General features: G+C 71.5%; 18 protein-coding genes. 4 read left to right on the top strand and 14 right to left on the bottom strand.

The window, feature by feature from the left end; genetic code table 11:
* Positions 1-43: 43 nt before the first annotated feature.
* Positions 44-1,777 (bottom strand): 2-isopropylmalate synthase, encoded by a 1,734-nt coding sequence (gene leuA, locus ACQEVJ_RS01575; RefSeq protein ID WP_433096379.1) that lies wholly within the window; start codon positions 1,775-1,777, stop codon positions 44-46.
* Positions 1,778-2,140: 363 nt separating this feature from the next.
* On the opposite strand from leuA, the gene ACQEVJ_RS01570 reads away from it, so the two are divergent.
* The 3 genes from ACQEVJ_RS01570 to ACQEVJ_RS01560 all read left to right on the top strand — a co-directional run bounded on the left by ACQEVJ_RS01570 (position 2,141) and on the right by ACQEVJ_RS01560 (position 4,970).
* Positions 2,141-3,022 carry a UbiA family prenyltransferase gene (locus tag ACQEVJ_RS01570; protein WP_433096377.1) on the top strand — a complete coding sequence of 294 codons (882 nt, stop codon included), beginning with the start codon at positions 2,141-2,143 and terminating at the stop codon, positions 3,020-3,022.
* A 42-nt stretch (positions 3,023-3,064) separates the two neighbouring features.
* Positions 3,065-4,153: a sensor histidine kinase gene (locus ACQEVJ_RS01565; protein ID WP_433096375.1), complete on the top strand. Its 1,089-nt coding sequence runs from the start codon at positions 3,065-3,067 to the stop codon at positions 4,151-4,153.
* Positions 4,154-4,256: 103 nt separating this feature from the next.
* Entirely contained in the window at positions 4,257-4,970 is a 714-nt protein-coding gene (locus ACQEVJ_RS01560; protein ID WP_433096373.1) for a response regulator transcription factor, read from the top strand.
* A gap of 3 nt (positions 4,971-4,973) precedes the next feature.
* On the opposite strand, the gene ACQEVJ_RS01555 is transcribed toward ACQEVJ_RS01560, so the two are convergent.
* The 12 genes from ACQEVJ_RS01555 to ACQEVJ_RS01500 form a co-directional block, all read right to left on the bottom strand.
* Entirely contained in the window at positions 4,974-5,900 is a 927-nt protein-coding gene (locus ACQEVJ_RS01555; protein WP_433096371.1) for an aldo/keto reductase, read from the bottom strand.
* A gap of 183 nt (positions 5,901-6,083) precedes the next feature.
* Positions 6,084-6,848 carry a cupin domain-containing protein gene (locus ACQEVJ_RS01550; RefSeq protein ID WP_433096369.1) on the bottom strand — a complete coding sequence of 255 codons (765 nt, stop codon included), beginning with the start codon at positions 6,846-6,848 and terminating at the stop codon, positions 6,084-6,086.
* Positions 6,849-6,863: 15 nt separating this feature from the next.
* Positions 6,864-8,141 carry an MFS transporter gene (locus tag ACQEVJ_RS01545; RefSeq protein ID WP_433096367.1) on the bottom strand — a complete coding sequence of 426 codons (1,278 nt, stop codon included), beginning with the start codon at positions 8,139-8,141 and terminating at the stop codon, positions 6,864-6,866.
* On the bottom strand, positions 8,138-9,364 hold the full coding sequence (locus ACQEVJ_RS01540) for an ATP-grasp domain-containing protein (protein ID WP_433096365.1): 1,227 nt from the start codon (positions 9,362-9,364) through the stop codon (positions 8,138-8,140). Before ACQEVJ_RS01540 ends, ACQEVJ_RS01545 begins: the two co-directional genes overlap by 4 nt.
* A 313-nt stretch (positions 9,365-9,677) precedes the next feature.
* The gene (locus ACQEVJ_RS01535; protein ID WP_433096363.1) at positions 9,678-11,171 is read right to left on the bottom strand and encodes an MFS transporter; all 1,494 of its coding nucleotides are present in this window, start codon (positions 11,169-11,171) and stop codon (positions 9,678-9,680) included.
* A gap of 36 nt (positions 11,172-11,207) precedes the next feature.
* Positions 11,208-12,689, bottom strand: coding sequence for an FAD-dependent oxidoreductase (locus ACQEVJ_RS01530; RefSeq protein ID WP_433096361.1), 1,482 nt, complete (start codon positions 12,687-12,689; stop codon positions 11,208-11,210).
* Positions 12,686-14,854: a molybdopterin oxidoreductase family protein gene (locus tag ACQEVJ_RS01525; RefSeq protein ID WP_433096359.1), complete on the bottom strand. Its 2,169-nt coding sequence runs from the start codon at positions 14,852-14,854 to the stop codon at positions 12,686-12,688. The genes ACQEVJ_RS01530 and ACQEVJ_RS01525 overlap by 4 nt, the downstream gene beginning before the upstream one ends.
* A 43-nt stretch (positions 14,855-14,897) precedes the next feature.
* Positions 14,898-15,980 (bottom strand): 3-deoxy-7-phosphoheptulonate synthase, encoded by a 1,083-nt coding sequence (aroF, locus tag ACQEVJ_RS01520; RefSeq protein ID WP_433096357.1) that lies wholly within the window; start codon positions 15,978-15,980, stop codon positions 14,898-14,900.
* A gap of 181 nt (positions 15,981-16,161) precedes the next feature.
* Entirely contained in the window at positions 16,162-17,847 is a 1,686-nt protein-coding gene (locus tag ACQEVJ_RS01515; RefSeq protein WP_433096355.1) for a class I adenylate-forming enzyme family protein, read from the bottom strand.
* 5 nt (positions 17,848-17,852) lie between these two features.
* The gene (locus ACQEVJ_RS01510; RefSeq protein WP_433096353.1) at positions 17,853-18,857 is read right to left on the bottom strand and encodes a prephenate dehydrogenase/arogenate dehydrogenase family protein; all 1,005 of its coding nucleotides are present in this window, start codon (positions 18,855-18,857) and stop codon (positions 17,853-17,855) included.
* 2 nt (positions 18,858-18,859) lie between these two features.
* Positions 18,860-20,950: an aminodeoxychorismate synthase component I gene (pabB, locus tag ACQEVJ_RS01505; protein ID WP_433096351.1), complete on the bottom strand. Its 2,091-nt coding sequence runs from the start codon at positions 20,948-20,950 to the stop codon at positions 18,860-18,862.
* Positions 20,951-21,005: 55 nt separating this feature from the next.
* Complete coding sequence (locus ACQEVJ_RS01500) at positions 21,006-21,314, bottom strand: chorismate mutase family protein (protein WP_433096349.1); 309 nt, start codon at positions 21,312-21,314, stop codon at positions 21,006-21,008.
* Between the two features lie 360 nt (positions 21,315-21,674).
* On the opposite strand from ACQEVJ_RS01500, the gene ACQEVJ_RS01495 reads away from it, so the two are divergent.
* A complete protein-coding gene (locus ACQEVJ_RS01495) occupies positions 21,675-22,955 on the top strand; it encodes an ATP-grasp domain-containing protein (protein WP_433096347.1) in 1,281 nt (426 codons plus the stop codon).
* Between the two features lie 72 nt (positions 22,956-23,027).
* On the opposite strand, the gene ACQEVJ_RS01490 is transcribed toward ACQEVJ_RS01495, so the two are convergent.
* Positions 23,028-25,649 (bottom strand): discoidin domain-containing protein, encoded by a 2,622-nt coding sequence (locus ACQEVJ_RS01490; RefSeq protein ID WP_433096345.1) that lies wholly within the window; start codon positions 25,647-25,649, stop codon positions 23,028-23,030.
* Positions 25,650-25,832: the final 183 nt, after the last annotated feature.

Here is a 25,832-nt window from a genome sequence, read left to right as displayed (position 1 = left end):
ACAATTACCGTGACTTTTGTAAAGCTTCTGTGTTGAGCAGCGTTCAGGCGACCAGCGTCATTGGCACGGAAACGCTCTCGCCGGCCCGCTCCCCCGCGCCTTCCGCGTCCGTTTCGCCCGCGCGGGCCAGCGCCGAGCGGACGGCCGCGAAGGACGCGGTGACCACGTCGTGGTCGAGGCCCACCCCCCAGACCTGCCGCCCGCCGATCACGCACTCGGCGTAGACCGCGACCTCCCGGTCCTCCGCGCTCCCGTCCGCGGCCTCCACGCCGGTGCGGTGGACCGTCTGCACGTCCACGTTCCAGAACGCCAGCCGGGCGCCCAGGGTGCGGATGGCGTCCGCCCGCGGCCCGGCGACGTCGAAGCGCGCGCCGTCGACGTGCAACGTGGTCTGCAGCGGCCGGCCGCCGAGCCCGAGCGGGACGGTGATCTCGGTCCGCGACAGGTACTCCTCGTCGAACAGGTCACGGACGACGGCCGGGGTGATCTCCCCGCCCGAGCCGTCCGCGTGGCCCTGCACGATGCGGGCGAACTCCACCTGCAGGCCCTTGGGCAGGTTCAGCCCGTGCCAGGCGCTCAGGATGTAGGCCACGCCGCCCTTGCCCGACTGGCTGTTGATGCGCACCACCGCCTCGTACGTGCGGCCGACGTCCTTGGGGTCGATCGGCAGGTACGGCATGCGCCACGGCAGGTCGTCCACGCCGACGCCCGCCTCGCCGGCCTCCACGGCCAGCGCGTCGAAGCCCTTCTTGATGGCGTCCTGGTGGGAGCCGGAGAAGGCCGTGTAGACGAGGTCGCCGCCGTACGGGTGGCGGGGGCCGACCTGCATCTCGTTGCAGTACTCGACAGTGCGCCGGATCTCGGTGATGTCGGAGAAGTCGATGCCGGGGTCGACACCGTGGGTGTACATGTTCAGGCCGAGCGTGACCAGGCAGACGTTGCCGGCCCGCTCGCCGTTGCCGAACAAGCAGCCCTCGATCCGCTGGGCGCCGGCCAGCAGCGCCAGCTCGGAGGCGGCCACGCCGGTGCCCCGGTCGTTGTGCGGGTGGATCGACAGGCAGACGTGCTCGCGGTGGGACAGGTTGCGGTCGAGCCACTCGATCTGGTCGGCGAAGACGTGCGGGAGCGACCGCTCCACCGTGGTCGGGAAGTTGAGGATGATCTCCCGGCCCGCCTCCGGCTGCCACACGTCCATGACCGCCTCGCAGACCTCGAGCGCGAACTCGGGCTCGGTCTCGTTGAACAGCTCGGGCGAATACTGGAACCCCAGGTCGCAGTCGCCCAGGGTCGCCTCGGCGTACTTCATCATCAGTCGCGTGCCCTCGACGGCGAGGTCCCTGCACTCGTCGCGGGTCATGCCGAAGACCACCCGGCGGAAGAGCGGGGCCGTCGCGTTGTAGAGGTGGATGTTGGCCCGGGGAGCGCCGGCCAGGCTCTCCACGGTCCGCCGGATCAGCTCGTCCCGCGCCTGGACCAGGACCGAGATCCGTACGTCGTCGGGGATCCGGTCCTGCTCGATGAGCATGCGGACGAAGTCGTGGTCGTCCTGGCTCGCCACCGGGAACCCGACCTCGATCTCCTTGTAGCCCATCCGTACGAGCAGGTCGAACATCGCCAGCTTGCGCTCCGGGCTCATCGGGTTGACCAGCGACTGGTTGCCGTCGCGCAGGTCGGTGGACAGCCATCGCGGGGCGGCCTCGATCGTCCGGTCCGGCCAGCGCCTGTCCGCCAGGCGGACGGGGGTGAAGGCCGAGTAACGGGAAGGAGAGCTGCTCATGAGGAATTCCTTTCTCATCGGCGACCGTGCCACCGAATTCGCGACCGACCGTTTTCCTTAAAGCTGTCCGCGAATCGCGTCGGCTCCCTTCCGGAAGGCCGTCCTAATTGCGGGTGATTCGCTGACCGGCACGTTGCTGAAGCTACAAGCGCCCTGGTCAAGGGGCAAGGGAGAAGCAACTAGAGTGCGCCCGGCATCACCCGTACGATCGGTAGGGGTATCGAAAGTTGTAGTCCCGGTACAACCTCCCGGGCGGCCCTCTTAACGCCCCCCTGAATCGGACACATACTCCGGGTCATGTCGATCAGCAGAGCAGCATTCCCAGCCATTTCGATTTCGCCTTTCCGAATCTTCGGAATGTGCGTGACCGAGGCGCGCCCGTCCGTTCTCGTCATCTTCTTCCTGCGGTTCGCCGCCGGCGCGGCCCTGAGCGCCGGGCTCGCCCCCGCGGACCCGTTCCGCCTGGTGGCGGGGGCCCTGGTGTGGCAGTCCGCGATCTTCTTCGTCTACCTGTTCAACGGCGTATCGGACGTGCGGGAGGACCGCGTGAACGGCTCGCGCCGGCCGATCGCCCGCGGCGACCTCGACCCCGGCCTGGCCCGGGTCTTCGCCTGGGCCGCCGCCGCGGCCGCCCAGATCGGCGCGCTGCTGCTCGGCGGCGCGATGATCTGGCTGGTCACGACGGTGCTCGTGCTGGGCTACCTCTACTCGGCGCCGCCCTTCCAGTTGAAGAAGTGGTCCAGCGCCACGGTGGTGGTCGGCGGCCTGTCCGGCCTGCTCTCCTACTGCGCGGGCTACGTCTCGGGCGGGACCGGCCCCGCCGGGCACGAGGTGATCGCGCTGCCCGCGTTCGCCGTCGCGGCCTCGCTGTGGATGGGCCTGGTCGGCACGCCGGCGAAGGACCTGCCCGACATCGCGGGCGACCGCTCCGCCGGGCGCGTGACGTTCGCGGTGAGCCGCGGAGAATGGCCGGTCAGGCTGCTGCTGTCGGCGGTCGCCGCCTCCGTCGCGCTCGCTTTCTGCGCGGTCGCGCTGCTATTGCGGGTGCCGCTCGGCATGGCGCCGGCCGCCATGCTCACCGGCGCCTCGCTGCTCGTCGTCGTCACTCTTACTCCGCTTTCCCGGGGGTCCCGGGCGCGCCGCCGCCTGCCCTACCGGGCGTTCATGACGACGCAATACGCTGTGCATTTGGCTGTTCTTCTCCCGCTGGTGTCACAATTCTTATTGTCTGGGCGTGCGGCTTAGTCCAGGATGGAGGCACTCGTCCGCTTCCTCTCGGAGGGTCCATTGGCGGGAGATGGAGAACTGGGACCGGCGGTCCCGGACTTCGAGGGTTTCCTCGAAGCGCATCGCTCCGAGATTCTGGAAGCGTACGCACGGAACCTGGCGGCACTGAACAGCCCGATCAGCCGCGACCCGACCGCCCTGCGGCAGGCGCTGGCGAACGCGGAGCAGATCCTCGACGACGTCGCGGAGACGCTGCGGGCCGGCAGCATCAGGGTGGGCGACTCCCACAAGATCATCGCGTGGGAGGTGGGGGCGACCAGGGCGGCGAGCGGGGTTCACCCGGACGAGTCGCTCCGCGCGGCGTCGGTGTGGTTCCAGGCGGTCGTGACCTGCCTGCTGGAGCGCATGCCCGGCGACGCCGAGTCGATGCGGCTGCTCACGCTGGTCGTGCTGGGGCTGGAGCGCAGCATCACGACACGGATCAGGGAGGCCTCGGCCAGCTACTCCAGCTTCCTGCTCGACAAGGTCCACGAGGCCCAGGTCGAGGAGCGCCGCCGGATCGCCCGCGAACTGCACGACCGGCTCGGGCACGGCCTCAGCGTCGCCCACCGGCAACTGGAGCTGTACGACCTGCACCGGGCGAACAAGCCCGCGACGGCGACCGCCAAGGTGGAGACGGCCCAGCAGGCCATCCTGGAGACCATGCAGAACCTGCGCGCGGTCACCAGCGAACTGCACCCGCAGGAGCCGCTCAACAGCCTGGAGAAGGCCCTGCTGTACTACCTCGAGACCGTGGACATGGACGAGGTGGACATCCGGCTGCGGGTCAGCGGGGACGAGACGTGGGCCTCTCCCACCGTGCGCGACGAGTCCTTCCTCATCCTGCGTGAGGCGACCAGGAACGCGCTCAACCACGGCAGCCCCAACAAGGTGCTGATCCGGGTCGACTTCGCCCCGCACGAGCTGCGGGCGTCTGTGGACGACGACGGCCTGGGCTTCGCCGAAGGAGGCAGGCGGTCGGACGGGGTGGGCCTGCTGTCGATGCAGGAACGCGCCGCGATCATCGGAGGGACGACCACCATCACGAGCAGGCCAGGCAACGGCACGCACGTCGAACTGTACGTGCCCTTCTCGGGGCTTACCGCATGATTGAGCGCAGCGAGCGAATCAGGGAACACAGTGCGAGTCGCGGGGTGCCTGGTTGCGCGCCTTCGGCACGACCGAACCCCGAGCCGCCAGGCGAGGGGGCAGAATGAGCGAATCGGACAAAATGATCAGTATTGCCGTCATCGACGACCACGCGCTGTTCCGGGAGGGCCTGCGCGAGATCCTGGAGGCCCAGGACGACTTCGAGGTCGTCGGCGAGGCGGGCGACTCCGACGGGGCGGTGGCCCTGGTCGAGCGGGAGCGGCCCGACGTGGTCCTCCTCGACGTCGAGATCCCCGGCGACGACGCCACGCAGACCGTGGCCCGCATGCGCGAGATCTCGCCCGGGTCGCAGATCATCATCCTCAGCATGTACGACGGCCCGCAGCTGCTGAGCCGCCTGCTGGCGGCGGGCATCCGCGGCTACCTGCTCAAGAGCGTGCACCGCCAGGAGCTGGTCTCGGCCGTCAGGAGCGTCAGGGACGAGCCCGACCGCCTCGTGCTCGCCGTCTCGCGCGACTCCTTCGCCCAGGTGCAGGGGGGCGGGTCGAAGGTGGTGCTGACCGACAGGGAGCGGGAGATCCTCGAACTCGCCGCCCAGGCGCTGAGCAACTACCAGATCGCCACCCGGCTCACGCTCACCGAGGCGACGATCAAGCGGCACCTGCACAACATCTTCACCAAGCTCGGCGCGGTCTCCCGGATCGACGCGGTCAACAAGGCGCTGGCCGCCTCGCTCATCTCGCCGCGCCGCGACCAGCCGGCGCCCCGCCCCCGCCCGAACACCCCCGGCATGCGGGGGCAGCGCTCGTTCCCCTGAGCCTCAGCCCTCCTCCAGAGGAAACGTCCTAGCGAGGCGGGCCTTGACCGGCTCGGGCAGCAGGATGCCGGCCGCGGTGAGGTTCATCTCCAGGTGGACCAGGTCGCGCGTGCTCGGCACCGGCACGATGTCGTCGCCCCGCGCCAGCAGCCAGGCGATGGCCAGCCGTCCCATGCCGACGTCCATCTCGGCCGCCACCCGCTGGGCGTCGCGCAGCCGCAGCAGCTCGGCTTCCAGGCTCTCCGGCGAGAAACGCGGGTCCAGGCGGCGCACGTCCCCCGGACCGAGCTGGACCGGCGAGGTGATCCGGCCGGTCAGGAAGCCCCGGCCGAGCGGTCTGCCGGCGATGACGCCCATGCCCAGCTCGCGCGTCACCGGCAGCAGCTCCCGCTCCGCCCGGCGCTGCCACAGGGAGTACTCCACCGCGACGGCGGCGACGGGCCGCGCCGCGTGCGCGCGCCGCAACCGGTCCCCGTCCAGCCCTCGAATGCCGATGTGCGCGATCTTCCCGGCGTCCTGGAGACGGCCGGCCACGCCCATCGTCTCCTCGATCGGCGCGCCGGTGGCGCAGGGATCCACCACGAACAGGTCGATCCGCTCGACCCCCAGGCGGGCCAGCGACGCGTCGCAGGCGCGGCCGAGGTCCTCTGGACGGGACACGCAGCCTCGCGCCTCCCATTGGGCCGAACCGGGGGCGGCCGCGATCAGGGCCTCGTCGCGCCGGTGGGCGACGGCCTTGCCGACCAGGCGCTCGGCCTCGCCGTCGGCGTCGATCAGGTCGATCAGCGACACGCCGCCGTCGAGCGCGCGCCGGACGACCCGCATCGCCTCATCGGGGTCGACCGGGCCGTACGCGCCGGTCAGCGCGGTGCAGCCGAGCCCGAGGCTCGCGGAGACGAGGCCCTGCCCGCCGAGGCTCACGCGCCGCATGACGCCGCCCTCGACCGGCGTGGCCGTGACCGTTTGAAGGGTTTCGATATCGCTTCGTCATTCACGTGGACACCGCTGGAAGTAATGGAGGTACGAGAAACGCGAGGATGCACCCGATACCACTCAGATTGCGCGAGGCGGATTTTCCACCCCTATTTTTCCCTACCGCTACGACCGTTCGCGCTACAAATCTGGCAAATCATCGGCCAGGTATGAGGGAATTCCGGCCACGGAACCACCGAACACGACGAAGCGGCTGGCGAGGCGGCCCGAGTAGGGGTTGCGGGCGCCCTGCCGGATGCCCGGCGACGCGAAGACGCCGTCGCCCGGCCCCAGGTCCACCCACCGGTCGTGCAGGTAGAACTGCCCCTCGCCCTCGAAGACGAAGTACACCGCCTCGTTCTCCTCGTGCGGTCGGACGCCGAGCGTCTCCCCCGGCTGCATGATCCCGCAGCGCAGGCAGAGCCCGTCACAGCCGGCTCCCGGCCGGAACAGGACGTTCGCGGCAGGCGGGGTCAGCCAGGTCTCGCCGTTCCACAGCGAGCGGAATTGGGCCGGGCGGGTGCGGGCCGTGCCGCCCTCGGACGGCACGGCGCTCCAGATGTAGACGGTCATCTCCCGGTCGCCGGCCGACAGGGAGTACGTACTGCCGATGGGCGAGTACAACGCCGAGGCGGCGCGCATCCGGCTGATCTCGTAGCCGACGGTGCCGACGCCCGCGCCGGCCAGCACGACCGCGACCTGTTCGGCCGCCGCCGCGCCGGGCGGCGACCACTGGCGGCCCGCGGGGATGCGGACCGCGTCGACGGCGGCGTGCCGCGCGCCGATGTGCGGGCCGACCACCCGGCTCACCCAGCAGTCGCCGTGCCGTTCATACTCCAGCTCCGCGCCCCGCAGGACCGTGCCGATCTCTTGCCTGGTGCCCATCACTTGCGTGGTCAGGTTCATCGGGTCTCTCCCTGGTCACGCCCGCGCGAGTTCGGCGCGGGCGGCGGAGGGGGTGAGGATCGCATGGTACTGCCAGATGATCACGAGGCCGAAGACGCCGTACAGCGCGGCCATGCCCCACGGAGGCAGGACCGAGCCGATGGTGATGCACAGCGACGCGACGACCAGGGCCACCCGGATGTTGAGGTTGTAGACCGCCATGTAGCGGGTGCGGGACGCGACCGGGACCATGTCGGCGAGCAGCGCCTGCCGCACCGGCACGTCCATCAGCTCACCCACGGTGAGCACCAGCGCGGCCACGAGCAGGACCCAGCCGGTGTCGCTGACGGCCAGCACCATGTATCCGGCGGTGAACAGCCCCGCCCCGGCGTACATCCGGACCCGGTCGGGCACCCGGCGCAGCACCAGGTGGGCGACGAGCGCGAGCGCCACGACCAGCACGGTGTTCTCCGCGCGGAGGATGCCGAGCATCTCCACGCCGTCCACGCGGACCGACCACGAGCCGATCGACAGCAGGTCCTGCGCCGGCAGGTCCCTGGCCAGCCGTACGCCGATGTAGTTGATCAACTGCAGCTCGATGGACATGAACAGGGTGGCGGCCACCAGCAGCCGGCCGAAGGCGCGGTCCTGGAGCACCAGCCGGTAGCCGGAGGCGAAGTCCCGCAGGATCGACCCGCGCGGCTCGGCCGCCGCGCCGGTCTCCCGCGGCTCGGTCTCCTCCGGCTTGGTCTCGGCGATCAGGAAGTACGTGGCCGCGGCGATCGCGACCGTGCCCGAGGCGGCCAGGGTCAGCAGAAGTGTGAAGTGACCGTTGTAGAGGAAGCCGCCGAGCAGCGCGCCGAAGGCCAGTGCGAGGTTGATGGACCAGTAGTTGATCGTGTAGACGAGCTTGCGGCTCTCGGGGGTCGTGACGTCGAGGATCATCGCGTCGTTCGCCGGCATGGCGAAGCTCGCGGCGAACTTGTTGACGAGGTAGCCGCAGTAGACGATCGCCGGGCTGTGCCAGGCGGGCGAGTCGGCCACCGCCATGAGCGCGAACGTCAGGCAGACGCCGGTCTCGCCCAGCAGCAGCGTGCGCCGACGCCCGCGGGCGTCGGACATGTGCCCGCCCGCCAGCGTGCCCACGACGCCGAGCACCATGACGGTCACGACCAGCACGCCCGCGACCGCCACGCCGTACTCGAAGGCGAGGTAGATGGCCATGAACGACATGACCATCGAGTCGAGCAGGCGCTGCAGGAAGCCGACCGCGATGCGGACCCGCAGGTTCGGGTGGAGCGCCGCCAGGTTCATGACGTCACGCCCGCCCCGGCCGCGACGGGCTCGCCCACTTCGACCTGTACGAGCGAGTGGACGTGCCGCGCCCGCGCGACGGCCTGCTCCTCGGTCTCCCCGGTCACGACGACGAAGCCGTGCCGGGTGCGCCAGTCCACCGTCTCCGGAATCCGGTCGCCCGGCCGGAAGGGGAACTCCAGCATGTCCACATAGTCGAGCGCCCTGGCCTCCTCCACGCCGGAGACGGCGCGGACCTCGCCCGGGGTCAGGCTGAAGTACGAGATGTGGGCGACCGCCCGGCGCTCCACTGGGCCCGGCGGCCTGCCGTCGAGGATCCCGAAGACGGCCCGCTCGATGTCGAGCCCGGTGGCGAGCTGCACCAGGCGCGGGATCTGGTCGCCGCCGAGCCGCGCCTGCGACTCGACGATCCGGGGGCCGGCGGCGGTCCAGATGATCTCGGTGTGGGCCGGGCCGGTCTGGTAGCCGGTCAGCCGCAGCATCTCGATCGTCAGCTCGGCCATCGCCGCCGTGTCGGGCCCGGCCTGCGCGGGGTGCACGTGCCCGGCCTCGACGAACAGCGGCGGCGGGCCGAGCACCTTGCGCGTGACGCCCACCACCTGGTGGCGGCCGTGGTCGCTGAGCGACTCCACGCTGTATTCGGGGCCGCGCAGGTACTCCTCCACCAGGACCGGGCCGCGGTAGCCGTACGAGTCGAGCAGCGCGCCCCATTCGGCGACCTGCCCGGGCTCGCGCAGCAGGTAGACGCCCCGGCTGCCGGCCAGCTCGGTCGGCTTGACGACCACGGGCAGGTCGAAGCCGTCGAGCAGGGCGGGCACGTCCTGCCAGCGCGCCGCGTGCGCGAACCGCACCGGCGAGAGATCGTGCTCGGCGAGCAGCCGGCGTAACTGGAGCTTGTCGTTGAGCAGCTCGATCGAGCGTGCGGGGTTGACCGCCTTGCCGAGTTCCTCCGCGATGCGGTAGGTGGGGAGCATGCTCTCCTCGGCCCCGATGTGGTAGACGAGGTCGGCGCCGAAGTCGCGCACGGCCTGCCGTACGGCCCGGTCGAACGCGACGGGATCGGCGAAGTCGGCGAGCACGAGGGCGTCGGCGAGGTCGGCGATGCCGGCCAGGTAGTCCGGCGTCTGCAGGGTGGGATCCCAGACCGCGCAGATCCGGTGCCCCTCCTCTCGGGCCTTGATGACGAACGCCCGGTAGGGCATGACCATGACGAGGTCGCTCACCGGGTCCCTCCCTTCTGTCTGCTGGAAGCGGCTGTGTGCTTTGAGCGGGTCGGTCAGTAGGGCAGCTCGCGGCCCGACGGCGTACGGAGATCGGGCGAGTTCGACTGGGGCTTCCTGGTCGGCTTGCTCAGGCGGATGCGACGTGCCATCGAAATCCCTCCAGATCCCGTACGAGCCGTTTCGCAGGCCCTCTGACCAGCACGTTAGGCACGGGCACAGGGCCCCACAACGGCCGCGCACCCTAATGACCAGGCCGAATGACGGAAGGGGCAGACGGCCTACAACTTTGGTTACGCCGGGGTGCTACGAAAATTCACACCCGGGCGTAGGCGAAGCTCGGCGCACGGCTCAGTCCGCGCCGCAGGTAGACCCACCACGTGAGCCCGGCGAGCAGCACGTAGGAGCCGACGAAGATCCACAGGGCGGGCAGCGACCATCCCGCGTGCTCCTGGGCGACGCGGGCCGCGGCGGCGCCGGTCACGCCCTTCATCGCGCTCGCCGCGTCGAGACTCGCCAGGCGGAACACCTGCTGGATCAGGAACCCGCCGAACGCGCCGATCGCCCCGGCGATGCCGATCACGGCCGCGGCCCTGCGCTTGTAGTCCGTCGCGGTCAGCGCCGGGTCGAGGCCCCGCCTGGCGGCCTCCCTGCGCCCCAGCTCACCGAAGATCACCGGGATCATCCGGTACGTCGAGCCGTTGCCCACGCCGGAACAGGCGAAGACGACAAGGTAGGCGCAGAAGAACAGGCCGAAGTCGTGGCGGATCACCCCGGCCGCCGCCGCGACGGTCGCCACGACCATCCCGGCGAAGACGGTCAGCGTGACCCTGGCCCCGCCGTACCGGTCGGACAGCCGGCCCCCGAGCGGCCGGGCGACCGACCCGGCCAGCGCCCCGACGAAGCCGAGCCCGGCGAGGTAGTCGCGCACGAACGGGTGCTGGGCGAGGAACTCGGGGAACGTCGTCCTGGTCACCAGCGGCAGCGCGAAGGAGAACCCGATGAACGAGCCGAACGTGCCGATGTAGAGCAGCGACACGATCCAGGTCTGCCCGTGCCGCAGCGCCGCGGCGTACGACCGGGGATCGGCCTTGGCCTCGGCGAGGCTGTCCATGAACAGCCAGGCGCCGACCCCGGCGACCACGATGAACGGCATCCAGATCAGGCCGGCGTACGCGAGGTGGACCCGCGTGCCCGACGCCGCCACAGGCACGCCGGCGACGACCACCAGCGGCACCAGGAGCTGGACGACCGCGACGCCGAGGTTGCCGCCCGCCGCGTTGAGCCCGAGCGCGAAGCCCTTGCGCCGCTCGGGATAGAAGAACGAGATGTTCGCCATCGAGGAGGAGAAGTTGCCGCCGCCGACGCCCGCCACGGCGGCGCAGGCGAGCAGGACCCAGAACCTCGTGTCGTGGTCCTGCGCGGCCAGCCAGCCGCTCGGCACGACGAACGCCAGCAGCGAGGACGGCACCAGCAGCAGCGCCGCCGAGATCGTCGTCCACACCCGTCCGCCGAAGCGCGGCACCGCGAACGTGTACGGGATCCGGATCGCCGCCCCCACCAGGTTGGGCACGGAGACGAGCCAGAACGACTCCGACACGCTCATCGGCAGCCCGGCGGCCGGCAGGCTCAGCACCACCACCGACCACAGCACCCAGATCGCGAAGCCCAGGTGCTCGGTGAAGACCGACAGGATCAGGTTGCGCCGGGCCACCCGGCGGCCGGTGGTCTCCCAGAACTGCTCGTCCTCCGGATTCCAGTGCTCGATCCAGCCGCGGCCGCGCCGGGCAGCCGCCCTCGTCTCGCTCATGCGGGTCTCCTCGTCAGCGTGTTCGGCGTCGGGGTCTCAGGACTGGGCATGCGCCGTCCCCGCGGCTTCTGCCTTCTCCGCCTGGGCGAGCGAGCGGGCGATGCCGCACACCGTGTCGGTGCAGGTGCCGCAGCCCGTGGTCGCCCGGGTGGCCGAGGCGAGCGCGGTCAGGTCGCGTGCCCCGGACCGCCACGCGGCGACCAGCTTGTCCTTGCTGACCGTGTTGCAACGGCACACCACGCTCGTCCCGGGCAGCGCCGCCGCGTTCCCGCCGCCGGGGGTCCCGCCCTCGCCGTACGGCATGGCCCGGCCGAGCAGCAGCGCGAGCCGGTCGGGCGGCACGGGCAGGCCGCGGTCGTAGAACTGGGTGATCGTGGCGGCGGCGTCGGGCACGCCGAGCGCGATGGCCCCCGCGACCCGCTCGTCGCGGACGACGAGCTTGGCGTAGCGGCCCCGGGTCGGCTCGCTCAGCCACAGCACCTCGGCGCGCGGGTCGTCCGGCGCGGCGTGCACGTCGCCGAGCGCGGCCAGGTCCACCCCGCTCGCCTTGAGCCTGGTCACCACCTTCGTGCCGCGATACGGCGACCGCGTGCCGGTGAGCAGCGCGGCCAGCGCGGCGGCCTGCTCCCAGGCGGGCTGCACCAGGCCGGGCACCGTGCCGGGGTGCCGGGCGCAGTCGCCGATCGCGTGGATCAGCGGGTCGCTCGTGCGCAGGTCGTCGTCCACCAGCACGCCGCCGTCGACGGCGAGCCCGGCGGCCGACGCCTGGGCGGTCTGCGGGCGCACCCCCGCCGCCACGACGACGAGGTCGGCGGGGACCAGCCGGCCGTCGTCCAGCTTCAGCCCGTCGCCGGGCAGATAGCGGGCCGCCCGCGAGTTCAGCAGCACCCGCACGCCGAGGCCGCGCAGGACCCGGGCGAGCACGTGGCCCGCGCCGCGGTCGAGCTGGCGCTCCATCAGGTGGCCGCCCGGGTGGACGACGGTGACCATGTTGCCGCGCGTCGCCAGGCCCCTGGCCGCCTCCAGTCCGAGCAGGCCGCCACCGAGCACGGCCACGTCCACGCCGCCGCGCGCTCCGGCCGTGATCGCGACGCAGTCGTCCAGCGTGCGGAAGGTCGCCACGCCGGGGACGAGCCCGCCCTCGTCGTCGGTCAGCCCCTCCACGGGCGGCACCCACGCGCGGGCGCCGGTGGCCAGCACGAGCACGTCGTAGCCGACCCGCGTGCCGTCGTCGAGCTCGACGCCGCGCCCGGCGCGGTCGATCGAGACGACCTCACGGCCCCGCAGCACCTCGACGCCGTGCGCGGCGGCCCAGCCCTCCTCCTGCAGCCGCACCGACTCGGCGGGCATCGCGCCCGCCAGCACGTTCGACAGCAGGACCCGGTTGTACGGCAGGTGCGGCTCGTCCCCGATCGCGACGATCGCGACGCGCTCCCCCGCCGGGTCCCGGCGGCGGATCTCCTCCGCCAGCCGGGCGCCGGCCATGCCGTAGCCGGCGATCACGACCCTGGTGTTCACCCGTCCTCCCGTTCCGCCGCCGGCGACAGCCGTACGGCGCAGACCTTGAATTCGGGCATCCGGCTGACGGGATCGAGCGCCGGATTCGTCACGAGGTTGGCGCGCTGGGCGCCCGGGAAGTGGAACGGCAGGAAGACCACGTCGGGCCGCATCGACGGCACGCAGCGCACCTTCGCGAGAACCCGCCCGCGCCTGCCGACGACCGCCGCCGCCGCACCGTCGTCCAGCCCGGCCCGCCGCGCGGTGTCCGGGTGCACCTCGACGTACACCTCGGGCACGACCGCGCGCAGTTCCTCCACCCGGCGGGTCTGCGCGCCCGACTGGTAGTGCTGGAGCACCCGCCCGGTGATCGCGTACAGGGGGAACTCCTCGTCCGGCGGCTCGGCCGGCCCCTTGTGGTCCACGGCGACGAACCTGGCCCGCCCGTCGGGATGGGCGAACCGGTCCAGAAACAGCCGCGGCGTGCCCGGATGCCCCGGCTGCCGGGGGACGGGCCCAACCGGAACAGGCCCAATCGAAGCAGGCCCAACCGGAACAGGCCAGTGGAGCCGCTCCCCGGCCCGGAGCCGGTCCCAGGTCACGCCCGAGTAGTCGGCGGGGCCGCCCTCCGATGCCGCCCGCAGTTCGGTGAAGACCGTCTCGGGGTCGGCGGGGAAGCGCTCGGACGGCTGCCCGAGCCGTACGGCCAGGTCGTGCAGGACCTCCAGGTCGGTGCGCACCCCGGGCGGCGGGGTCAGCGCGCGGCGGCGCAGCAGCACGCGCCCTTCGAGGTTGGTCAGCGTGCCGTCCTCCTCGGCCCACTGCGTGATCGGCAGCACCACGTCGGCGGCCCCGGCGGTCTCCGACAGCACGATGTCGGCGACCACGAGGAGGTCGAGCGCGGCCAGCCGATCGCCCACCCGGCTCGAATGCGGCGCGGACACGACCGGATTGCTGCCGAAGACCAGCAGAGCGGAGGGGCCGTCGGCGGTGCCGAGCGCGTCGAGCAGTTCGAACGCCGACCGTCCGGGGCCGGGCAGCGCGGACGGCTCGATCCCCCACACCCGCGCCACGTGCGCGCGGGCCGCCGGGTCGTCGATCCGCCGGTAGCCGGGCAGCTGGTCGGCCTTCTGTCCGTGCTCGCGCCCGCCCTGCCCGTTGCCCTGCCCGGTCAGGCAGCCCCAGCCCGAGCCACGGCGGCCGGGCAGGCCCAGCGCGAGCGCCAGGTTGATCCAGGCCCCGACCGTGTCCACGCCCGTGGCGTGCTGCTCCGCCCCCCTGGCGGTCAGCACGTAGGCGCTCGCGGCCTCGGCGAGGATCGCGGCGGCCCTGCGCTGGTCGGCGGCGGCGACGCCGGTCACCCGCTCGACCCGCTCGGGCCACCAGGCGGCGGCCACCCGCCAGGCCTCATCGAAGCCCGTCGTGCGGTCGCCGACGTACCCGTGGTCGAGACGGCCGTCGGCCACGGCGGCGTGGAGGATGCCGAGCGCCAGCGCGAGGTCGGTGCCCGGGGCCGGCGCGAGGTGCAGCGCCGCACGCTCGGCCGTGGGGGTGCGCCGGGGATCGACCACGATCAGTCCCCCGGCGTCCATGGCGCGGCGCAGGTGTGACAGGAACGGCGGCATCGTCTCGGCCGGGTTGGCCCCGGCGAGCAGCACAGCGTCCGCGCCGTCCAGGTCGGCCAGGGGGAACGGCAGCCCCCGGTCGAGGCCGAAGGCGCGGTGCGCCGCGGCCGCCGCCGACGACATGCAGAACCTGCCGTTGTAGTCGACCTGGGAGGTGCCGAGCGCCACCCGGGCGAACTTGCCGAGCAGATACGCCTTCTCGTTGGTGAGCCCGCCGCCGCCGAAGACCGCGACGGCGTCCGGCCCGCGCTCCGCGACGATCTCCTTGATCTTTCGGGCGACCAGGCCGAGGGCCTCGTCCCAGTTCGCCGGGCGCAGGGTCCCGCCGTCCCGGACGAGCGGCGTGGTCAGCCGGGCCGGCGAGCCGAGCAGGGCCGCGGAGGTCCAGCCCTTCTGGCACAGTCCGCCCGCGGACGGGTCGCGGGGCCGCACCCGCACCGAGGCGCGGCCCGCCGGGCTGAGGGTCATGCCGCACTGCAGCGCGCAGTACGGGCAGTGAGTGTCGACGGCACCGACGCCGCTGTCGGCGTCCGCCTGGCGCGTGCTCGTCGCCGCGCGCATCGCTCCACCTCCCTGACCGGCACTCGTACGCAGCCGGGCCGGACTAGACGACGTCGGAGGTGAGGGCGTCGTGGATCTCGGAGTAGTCGGCGGCCGGGGCCGGGGCCATCCGGCGGCCGAGGCCGAGCGCGAGCATCTCCAGCCGGCTCATCAGCCGGGCGAAGTCCTCGGGGAGCAGCGCCTGCTTGCCGTCGCACAGCGCCTGCTCGGGCTGGACGTGCACGTCGACCAGCAGGGCGTCCGCGCCCGCCGCCACGGCGGCCAGCGTGAGCGGCTCGATGAGCTCGGGGATCCCGAGCGAGTGGCTGGGGTCGACCATCACCGGCAGGTGGGTGCGCCGCTTGAGCAGCGCCACTGCCGACAGATCGAGGGTGAAGCGGGTGGCCCCCTCGAACGTCCTGATCCCCCGCTCGCACAGCACGACCTGGTTGTTGCCCTCGGCGAGGAGGTACTCGGCTGCGGTCAGCAGCTCGTCGACCGTGCAGCCGAAGCCGCGCTTGAGCACGGCCGGCATGCCGCTGCGGCCCACCTCGGTCAGCAGCTCGAAGTTCTGCATGTTGCGGGTGCCGATCTGGAAGCCGTCGATCACCTCGGCCATCCGGTCCACGTGCCGGGGGTCGACCACCTCGGTGAGGATCGGCAGGCCGGTCTCCTCCCTGGCCTGCGCCAGCAGGTCCAGGCCCGCCCACTTGAGGCCCTGGAAGGAGTACGGCGTGGTGCGCGGCTTGAACGCGCCGCCGCGCAGGCCGACCGAGCCGTGCCGGGCGACGGCCCTGGCCGTGGACATCATCTGCCCGGGGTTCTCGACCGCGCAGGGTCCGGCGAAGACGGCGATGTCCCCGTCCCCGATCACGGCGGAGCCGATGGTCACGGCCGTGCCCGAGGGGAACAGCTCGCGCCGGCCGAGCCGGAAGCCGCCGCTCGCCCGTGCCGTCTGCCGTGGCCGGGGCAGGTCGTCCGGGAGGGGCAGCAGGGTGCCGGGCCCCTGCGCCACCATCACGGCCGCCCCGCCCAGCCGGTACGTCGTGGCCGTGGTGCCCGTGGAGTCGAAGTGCTGGGCCCATCCGGCGATGCCGGACGGATCGATCGTCGAGTCGAACACCAGCAACAGCTCGGCGTCAGTCATGGGAATCTCCTCCACATCCGTGTGGTCGGGTCTTCGTGGTGTCGGGGCGGCAGCGTCTTCTGCGTGTGCGCCGCCGGGCCGGGCCTTGGGGGGGAACCTCCGGCCCGGCGGCGCGGATCAGGTGCGGATCGCCTTTGATCCGCATGCGGATCGGGGGACTCGGTGCGCCGGACGGACGGGATCAGACGAAGACGTCGTTGAGGATCGTGCCGAGCGTCTTGCCGCCGTTCTCGCGGATGTAGGTGGACAGCGAGCTGTACTTCTCCCGCAGCCGGCGCTTGAGGACCTTGCCGGTGACGCCGACCGGGAAGTCCTCCTCGTTGCGCGCGACCTCCAGCATGGTCAGCTCGGGGTGACCGGCGGCCTTCAGCTTCTCGTTCGCCTCGTTGAGCAGCTTCTGCGCGTCCGGCCTGGCGGCGCTGGACGTCACGACCGCCACCGGGACGGTGCGGCCGCGGTGGATGCCCGCCACGACGGCGCAGTCGAGGACCTCGGGCAGGTCGTTGAGCAGCAGCTCCTCCATGAAGACCGAGTAGCCGGTGCCGCTCGGGGTCTCGATCGCGTCCACCGCCCGGTCGACCTGGAAGTAGTTGCCCGCGTCGTCGCGGTACGCCATGTCGCCGGTCAGCCAGTAGCCCGACAGCTTGCTGCGGTAGGTGGTGTCGGAGTCGCTCCAGTATCCGGCGGTGATCGCCGGGCCCTTCGCGCCGAGCAGCCCGACCTCGTTGACGTCGGCGATCGTGCCGTCCCTGCGCAGCACGGCGACCTCGGCGACGCCGACCGGCTTGCCCACGCACCGGTCGTTGCGCTCGTCGGCCAGCGTGCGGACCTTCAGCAGCACGCCCCAGCCCAGCTCGGTGGTGCCGAGGCGGTCGAAGAACGCGGCCGGCGGCAGCGACGGGTCGCGCTTGGCCAGAATTCCCTTGATGTGCTTCTCGTGGACCGCGTCGCCGATGGAGATCCAGACGTTGACCGAGTCGATCGCCCCGGCCGGCAGGTCCGCGCCCGCCAGCTCGGCGTACGCGTGGCCGAAGGCCATGACGGTCGTCGGGCGGTACTTCTCGACGGCCTCGGCCAGCTCGGGGCCGCTGGTGTCGAACCAGGGCACGATGGGCGTGCCGCCCAGCATGGCGTACGTCGTGTAGGCGATGCAGCCGAGGTGCGACTGCGGCAGCGCGGTCATCATCACGGCGCCCGGCTGCTCGTGGTGGTCCACGAGGCGGAAGCGCGGCCCGGCCACGCACGAGCGGTGGGTCTGGATGACCGGCTTGGGCCGCCCGGTGGTGCCGGAGGAGTGCAGGATCGAGACCGGGTCCTCGCCGACGTGGCGGAAGCGGGCCTCCTGCGGCAAGACGGCGGGCGGGGGCGCGGGCAGCTCCTCGGCCACCTGCGTCCACCGCAGGCCGGGCAGCAGGTGGAACTCCTCGCCGAGGATCTCCAGGTGGGCGATGTCGGTGTACATGCCGACCGGGTTGGTCTGGCGGCACAGCTCGGTGGCGATGTACCGCGACGCCTTGCTGTTGACCAGCACCGCCACCGCGCCGATCTGGGACAGCGCGTAGAAGTGCAGGGAGTAGGCGAAGGAGTCCTCCAGGTAGATGGCCACGCGGTCGCGGGGCCGCACACCCTGGCGCAGGTACCACACCGACCAGCTCTGGGCCAGCTCGTCCAGCTCGAGCAGGCTGAACTCGGTCTGCTGCTCACCCTTGGTGTTGGTCAGCGGTCTGCCCAGGTGGATGAACGGCAGCTCCGGGTGCGGGTTGGCCTCGATGGCCTTCGTCAGCAGGTTGCCGCCGCCGAGGTCCGGGTCCGCGGCGAACCTGGCGCGCTGCTCCGGCGTGAGGACGGTCTCGTGGGAGATGGTCATCGATTTCACCTTTCGGTCGTGACGGGAGGTGACGTGCTCGTAGGGGGGCTGGGCTCGTAGGGGGGCTGGGGGTGCTCAAAGGGAGGCAGTGCGCCGAACATCTCGGCGCAGGTGTCGCGGTAGAAGTCGAGATCGGGGCCGAGGAGGTCGCGCAGCCCGCCCAGGGCCGCCGCGAACTCCGCCTCCCCGTCCGCCCGGCCGTCCAGGAGGCCGGCGAGCGTGCGTATGCCTTCGGCCAGCGCCTCGCGGGCGGCGGCGGCCTGCGGGTTGGCCGACTGGACGTCCCAGTAGACCTCCGGGGTGCCCGAGGCGATCCGGGCCAGCAGCGCGAGCATCGTGGCGTGCGGCGGCGGGGCGACGGCGGCCAGTTCTGCGACGCCGACGCCGAGGCGGGCCAGCGCCAACCCGAACGACAGCACCGCCGCGTGGGTGAGCGCCTGCGTCGCCGCGGCCAGCCGGTCGTGCTCGTGCGCGCCGAGCCGTACGGCACGGCCGCCCCAGCTCTCGACCAGCCGCAGCAGCGCCCTCGCGCGGGGACCGTCGTGTACCACTACGGCGGCGACCGGCCGTCCCGCGAAGCCGAGCGACGGGGCGAACATCGGGTTGAGACCGGCCGCCTCGACGTCCCCGGCGTGCGCCAGGATCGCATCGGCGATCGGGCCCTTGACCGAGAGCGTGTCGGCGAGTAGCGCGCCCGGCCGCATCGCGGCGGCCACCTGCTTCACCGCCGCGAGCGCCACCTGCTCCGGCACCGCGAGCAGGACCAGGTCGGCCCGCCCGATCTCTTCGGCGAGATCGGGCCCGATGTCCGTGATGTCGCCTCGCAGGAACCTCGCCTCGCCGGCCTGTGTTTCCTTGGCCGGCCTGCCGTCCGCTGCGCCGGGGTCGACGACGAGCACCTCGGCGCCCGACCCCAGCAGGTGCTCGGCGAACAGGCGGCCCACGGCGCCCGCGCCGCCGACGACGACGCAGCGCCGCAGCAGGTCCGTCGTGTGGTCCCCGCGAGTCATCGTCAGGCCCCCACGGTCTGGGCCGCGGTGGCCAGCACCGCGGTGATCATGGCACGGGACTTGACGACCGTCTCCTCGAACTCCTCCTCGGGGTCCGACAGGGCCACGATCGCGCCGCCGACCCCGAAGCTGACCCGGTCCCGGGTGGCGACGAGGGTGCGGATGATGATGCTGAGGTCGGTGGCCCCGCTCAGGGAGAACCAGCCGAGCCCGCCGGAGTAGGCGCCGCGCGGGCCCTCCTCCAGACGGTCGATGATCTCCATCGTGCGGATCTTGGGTGCGCCCGTCATCGACCCGCCGGGGAAGGCGGCCCGCACACAGCTCACCACCGACTCCTCCGGGCGCAGCGTGCCGCGGATGGTGGAGACGAGCTGGTGCACCGGCGCGTACGTCTCGACGTGGAACAGCCGGGGCACGTGCACCGACCCGACCTCGCAGACCGTGTTCAGGTCGTTGCGGATCAAGTCGACGATCATGAGGTTCTCGGCGCGGTCCTTCTCGCGGCTGAGCAGGTCGTGGCGGAGCGCCTCGTCCTCCTCGGGCGTCGCGCCGCGCGGCCGGGTGCCCTTGATCGGCTTGGACTCGGCGACCCGGTCGGGACCGATCGTCATGAACCGCTCGGGCGAGGCGCTGAGCACCGCGACGTCGGGGAAGTCGAGCAGCGCGCCGTACGGCACCGGGCTGATCTTCCGCAGGTGGCTGTAGGTCCGCAGCGGGTCGATCTCGGCGCGGACGGTGACGGCGTTGGTGAGGCAGATCTCGTAGGACTCGCCGTGGTAGATCTCCTCCAGGCACTCGCCGATCCGGCTGAGGTAGCCCTGCTTGTCGTGCCGCATCTCCACCGCGTCGGCGATCGCCGGGTCGGTCATGCCGACCCCCGCGAACGCGACCTGCTCGGCCGGCTCATGCCTCGGCAGGGAGAACAGCCGCGCCGTGGTCTCGTCCAGCCAGGCGAGCGCGTCGCCGGCGGCCGGGGCGCCGTCCTCGTTCGTCGTCAACGCGAGCAGGTAGCAGACGCCCTCCACGTCGTCGAGCACGAGCATCCGGTCGGCGAACAGCAGCGCCGCGTCGGGCTCCTCGGCCTGGTACGCGGCCTGGCCACCCGCCTCCGCCTTGAGCTCGTAGCCCAGGTAGCCGACGTACCCGAGGTTGAAGTCGAACGGCAGGCCCTCGGGCGCCGGCACGGCGCGCTCACGCAGCCGCTCGTCCAGGTACTCGAAGAACGGCTGCTCGATCCGCTGCACGACCTGCTGCCCGAGTCCGTCCGAGCGTCGGACGGTCACCGCTCCCTCCGCCACCCGGTAGGTGACGTACTCGGCGAGCGGCCCGGAGCCGTCACCCATGAACGAGAACCGAGACAGCCCCTCGATCACCGAGCTGCTGTCGAGCCAGAAGCCGTGCTCCTTGCCCGCGAACAGCTCCCGGTAGGCGCTCTCCGCGTCCGGCAGCAGCGGCAGCATGCGCACGTGCACCCGGTAGGGCGAGCGGGCGGCGGCGGCCTTCTCCTCCCTGGCGCGGCGGTGGGCCAGCGCGAGGTCGCGGAAGTTGGCCAGCAGCTCGCGGCCGTGCTCGCTGCTGATCGACTCAGGGTGGAACTGGACGCCCCAGATGGGCTCGGTGCGGTGCCGGACCCCCATGACCACGCCGTCGTCGGTCCAGGCCACGGCCTCCAGCTCGTCCGGCAGGTCGGTGGCGGCCAGCGAGTGGTAGCGCACGACCGAGAACGGCGAGGGCAGGCCGGCGAAGATGTCGGCGCCGGTGTGGCGCACCGGCGAGACGCGGCCGTGCATCGGCTGCGGCGCGTGGGTGACGGTCCCGCCGAACAGGTGGCAGATGCCCTGGTGGCCGAGGCAGACGCCGAGCACGGGCAGCCCGCTCTCGCGGATGGCCCGCGCGCTCACCCCGAAGTCGCGGGCCCGCTCGGGCCGGCCCGGACCCGGGGAGATCACGACGCTGTCGAACTCGTGGATCGGCACCTGGGACCAGTCGGCGTCGTTGCGCACCACGACCGGGGGCTGCCCGTTCACCTCGCCCAGGAGCTGGTAGAGGTTGTAGGTGAACGAGTCGTAATTGTCGATCAGGATCGTTCTCATTCCGGGGTTCCTCCAAGCCGTGTCGGAATAGCCGGGTGAGCCGCCGGCGCCGCGTTCACCGAGCGGCGACATCGCCGATCACCAGGTCCTCGACCCTGCAGGTCTCCGCGATGACGAGTTCGTAGAGGCGGCGCAGGAAGTCGGGGTCGATTCCGTGGTCCTGCGCGTATCGGGCGGCCCGCCGCTGCACGATGCCGATGCGGTGGGGCTGCATCATCGGGACATTGTGATCGCGCTTGAAATGTGCGATTTCCACGCAGCACTCGATGCGCCTGCGCAGCGTGTCGAGCAGCGACTCGTCGATACGGTCGAGCGAAGCCCGCAGCGTCTCCAGACCGTCTTCTCCGGCGCCGTTGCCAGCCATGTGAACAGCCCTCCAATCGGGGTGCGCGGATGTTCCGGCCCTGTCGGGCTAATTCAGGATTCGATCTGGCGCACATTTCTCACAACCCCTAACGGCCCCACAGCGCAGCCGGACAATCCGGGATGACCTCGGACTTCTCGGTGTCCCCGAGGCGCCCCCGAGGCGCCCCGCGGTAAGGGCTGCCGACGACCCCGGTTCACCCCTATCGGGTAACAACCCATCCCGAATGATCGGGAAATTTCATTGACCGTCCGAAAATGGCGGAACTAATGTCCGTTCCGAAGTGCCTGTGAGCACGTGCGAGAAACGGCGGTGACGAAAGTGAAACCTCGAGCATTCGTACTTACCGGATCATTCCTGGTGATCTGCCGGGCCCCTCTTTATCTGCGCGAACTGTCCCGCCGGGGGCTGCGGATCCTCGTGGTCACGCCGGCGTCCTGGCGGGAGCAGGCGCTGGCCCAGATGCGCGATCCCACGCACCCGGCCTCGGTCATCGAGGAGATCGCCTTCACCGACGGCGACGTCAACACGGACAACTCGTTCACCGCGGGCGTGATCTCCGGCGTACGGGCCTGGCGGGATCGCTACGACATCGCCGGCGTCTACGCGGTCGGCGAGACGCTGGTCGAGCCGACCGGTCTGCTCGCCGACGCCCTGGGGTTGCCCTCCCCCGGCCTGCGGGCCACCCGCGCCTGCCGCAGCAAGTACCTCCAGCGGTGGTACCTGCCGGAGTTCAGCCCGGCCTCGGCGGTCGTCCCCCCGGCCGCGCGTGCGACGTTCTCCGCCGCCGGCGTGTCGTTCCCCGCAGTGGTCAAGCCCGCAAGCCGGCACTCCAGCTCCGGTGTGGAGACCGTGCGCGACGCGGCCGAGCTGCGCGCCCAGCTCGACGCGTACCTGCCGCACGAGACGGTGCTGGTGGAGGAGAAGGTGGCGGGCCAGGAGTTCTCCGTGGAGAGCCTGGTGCAGGACGGCCGGATCGTCTTCGCCTCGGTGACCCGCAAGGAGACGACCGAGTCGGGCACCCGCACCTTCGTCGAGCTGTCCCACTCGGTCCCGAACGAGCTGGAGGACGTGAACGGGATCATCCTCGACGCCAACCGGCGCATGCTCGAACAGCTGGCCTTCGCGAACGGCATCGCGCACGCCGAGTGGCGGGTGGACGGCGCGGGCCGGACCTACCTGATGGAGGTGGCCGCGCGCACCCCCGGAGACGGCCTGTCAATCCTCTACTCGCTCGCGACCGGCGCCCCGATGGAGCCGGAGATCATCCGCATCGCCCTCGGCGAGCCCGCCGTCTACCCCGCGCCGCGGCGGTACGCCCGGCAGGTCTACCTGGAGCACGAGCCCGGACGGCTCGGCGACGTGACGGTGGACTGGCCGGGGATCTCACCGGCCTGGGTGGGCGAGGGCGGCCTGTGGCCCGAGATCGAGCCCGGCGCACCTGACGACCCGCCCACCCTGCGCGCCGTGCTCGTGCTCAAGGACCAGGGCGCCGAGCTCGGGCCGCTGCACAGCTCCGACGACCGCGCCGTGACGTTCCTCATCGACGCGCCCACCGCGGCCGAGCTGGACGAACTCGAAATGCGCGTACGGCACGCCGTGCGGATCCACACGCTCGAGCCCGCCGGCGCCCGGATGTGACACCGCGGCTTCTTTCACGGCACGCGAGGCGCGGCGGGAGGCGATGAGCCTCCCGCCGCGCCTTGTTGCGGGTCAGGGGTAGCTGACCACGTTGACCGGGACGGTGGCCGTGCCCTGGGCCGGGCCGCCCGTGTCGTTGATGACGTGGGCGATCGTGCCCACGCCGCCCAGCGACACCGTGAGCAGGTCGTGGAACTTCACCCCGGATCTGTTGGGGGCCTCGAAGCCGCGCTCGGCCACGATCGAGGGGTCGGTGCTGAAGTTGCAGTAGCTGCCCATGCCCCAGGCCTCGTGGCTGGTCACGCCGTCGGCCACCTTGTAGGCGGCGTAGCCCCGGGTCGAGCCGTTCATCCAGGACGCCTGGTTCGGCGGGTCGTAGGGCAGCTCGTTCTGGAAGAAGATCGTCTTGCCGCCCTGGCCGTTCCAGATCACCTCGTACTTCTTGTAGTGCTCGACGAACAGGCCGTACGCCGTCACGTTGTTGCCGTTGACGATCAGGCCGGTGTCGGCGGGGTTGGAGTTCCAGCCCACGCCCGCGCCGTGGTCGGCCCGCCACGCCCAGATGTGGTCGATGATCGTGTTGTTGCTGTTCACGACCAGGCTGGTGGTTGCCGAGCCGGGGCCCGCGCCGCCGATCCGGAAGAACACGTCCTGGATCGAGGTGGGGTTGGCGGCGTGGCCCGCGGAGGATCCGTCGGGGCCGACCCGCAGCAGCACCGGCGAGTTGACCGTGCCGGCGTCGAAGAGCAGGCCGCCGATCTTCACGCCGTCGACGTCCGCGACGCTCATCGCGACGACCCCGTTGTCCGGGATCAGCGTGGCGTAGCCGAGCCCGAGGACCACCGTGTCCGGCCGGGTCACGTTCAGCGTCTGGTTGAGGTGGTAGACGCCGGGCGTGAACAGCAGGTTCAGGCCCTGGCTCAGCGCCTGGTTGAGCGTGGCGGCGCTGTCGGACGGCTTGGCGACGTAGAACTGCGTCAGCGGGATCGACGTGCCGGGAGTCGCGCCGTTCGCCCAGCTCGCGCCGCTGGAGTTCGTCCGCAGCGACGGGACGAAGACGCGGTAGGCGCCGCCCGAGTCCACGTACAGGTACGGCTTCTCCCGGGTGACAGGGCTCTGCGCGAGGGTCGTGTACGGCGGGTTCGGGAAGCTCTGCGCCGGAGCGCCGACGACGCCGGAGAACACCATGTTCCAGACGCCGTTGGTCCAGCCGCCGATGTTGCTGTCGCGGGTGAACCACTGCTGCTGGGAGTACGGGCCGACCGTGCCGTCGATCTTGCTGTCGGCGATGTAGCCGCCGCTGGCCCAGCCGTACCCGTTGGGGGCGAGGTTCAGCCCGCCGCGCACGTGGATCCGCCGGAACGGCGCGGCCTGGGCCACGGCCCACCGGTCGGTGCCGTTGACCGGCACGACGGCCAGGTTCTCCGCCGACCGCCAGAAGTTCTGGGTGGCGTTGCCGTTGAACCACCCGGCGTCGACGGTGATGTCACCGTTGATCGTGACGTTGTCGGGCGACTGGCCGAGACCGGAGATCGAGGTGTAGAAGCCGATCTGGGCGTTGAGGCCGCTGTAGGTGCCCGGCTTGAACAGCAGCGCGTAGCGCTGGCTGCCGAACTGGTTCGACTCCTGCTGCTTGAAGATGGTGTCGAGCGTGCTCTGGATGCTCGCGCTCGACATGGAGGGGTCGAAGACCCTCACGTTCGGCCCGAGGTCGCCGCCGCCCGGGAGATTGGGGCCGCCGTCGTCACCGCCGCCGGTGGTGTTGACGGCGAACTCCCAGAGCGAGTAGCCGTACGCCGTGGCCCTGGTCAGGCCGTACATCCGGACATAGCGGCCCGTAGCCGACACGTCCAGCGACTGGGTGCCACTCACGCCGTTCAGCGTGGCGGTCGCGTCCGACCAGGCGGAGCCGTCGGCCGACACCTGGATCTTGAAGGTCTTGGCGTAGGCGGCCTCCCAGTTCAGGATCACCTTGCAGATCTGCTGAGAGCTGCCCAGATCCACCTGGATCCACTGCGGGTCGCTGAACGCGCTCGACCACCGGGTGCCGGTGTCGCCGTCGAACGCGGCCGACGCCGGCGATCCGGCGTTCTCGGTCGAGGAGGCCGACGACGGCTTGCCCTGCGCGACGTTCGCGGTGCCACAGGTGGTCCCGCCGCCCGAGGCGACGTTGACGGCGAACTCCCAGAGCGAGTAGCCGTACGCCGTGGCGCGGGTGAGCCCGTACATCCGGACATAGCGGCCGGTGGCCGTCAGGTCGAGGGACTGGGTTCCGCTCGCGCCGTTCAGCGTGGCGGTCGCGTCCGACCAGGCGGAGCCGTCGGCCGAGACCTGGATCTTGAACGTCTGGGCGCGGGCGGCCTCCCAGTTGAGCACGACCCGGCAGATCTGCTGCGAGCTGCCCAGATCCACCTGGATCCACTGCGGGTCGCTGAACGCGCTCGACCAGCGAGTGGAGGTGTCGCCGTCGAACGCGGCCGACGCCGGCGATCCGGCGTTCTCCGTGGAGGAGGCCGACGACGGCCTGCCCTGTGCGACGTTGGCCGTGCCGCAGGCCGCCGCCGCGGCGCTGTAGGAGGAGGGGACGACACCGGTCACGGCCGCGAAGGTCGACAGCGCGACGAGCCCGGCGGCGACCAGGCGGGATCGTCTGCGCCGCCGGCGTGCGAGGTGGGGCGGGGAGGAGGGAGGCATGCACGTCTCCTTGGTGCGGAGCCCCTCGGGCGAGGGTTCGGGGGATGAGAGAGGTCCAGCGGCATGAGCGTGCGCCCGCCAATCCGCTTATGTCAAGACTTAGTTCACGCTCAGAAATATCTATTGACTGTTTCTGTAACAGTGGTGATACTCTCCGGGAGAGCGCTCTCCCAGTGTTGGACC

This window comes from Microbispora sp. CA-102843 (assembly GCF_050936215.1).
Taxonomy (GTDB): domain Bacteria; phylum Actinomycetota; class Actinomycetes; order Streptosporangiales; family Streptosporangiaceae; genus Microbispora.
Note: the sequence above shows the minus strand (reverse complement) of the source record. Positions and strands in the feature narration are given on the sequence as shown.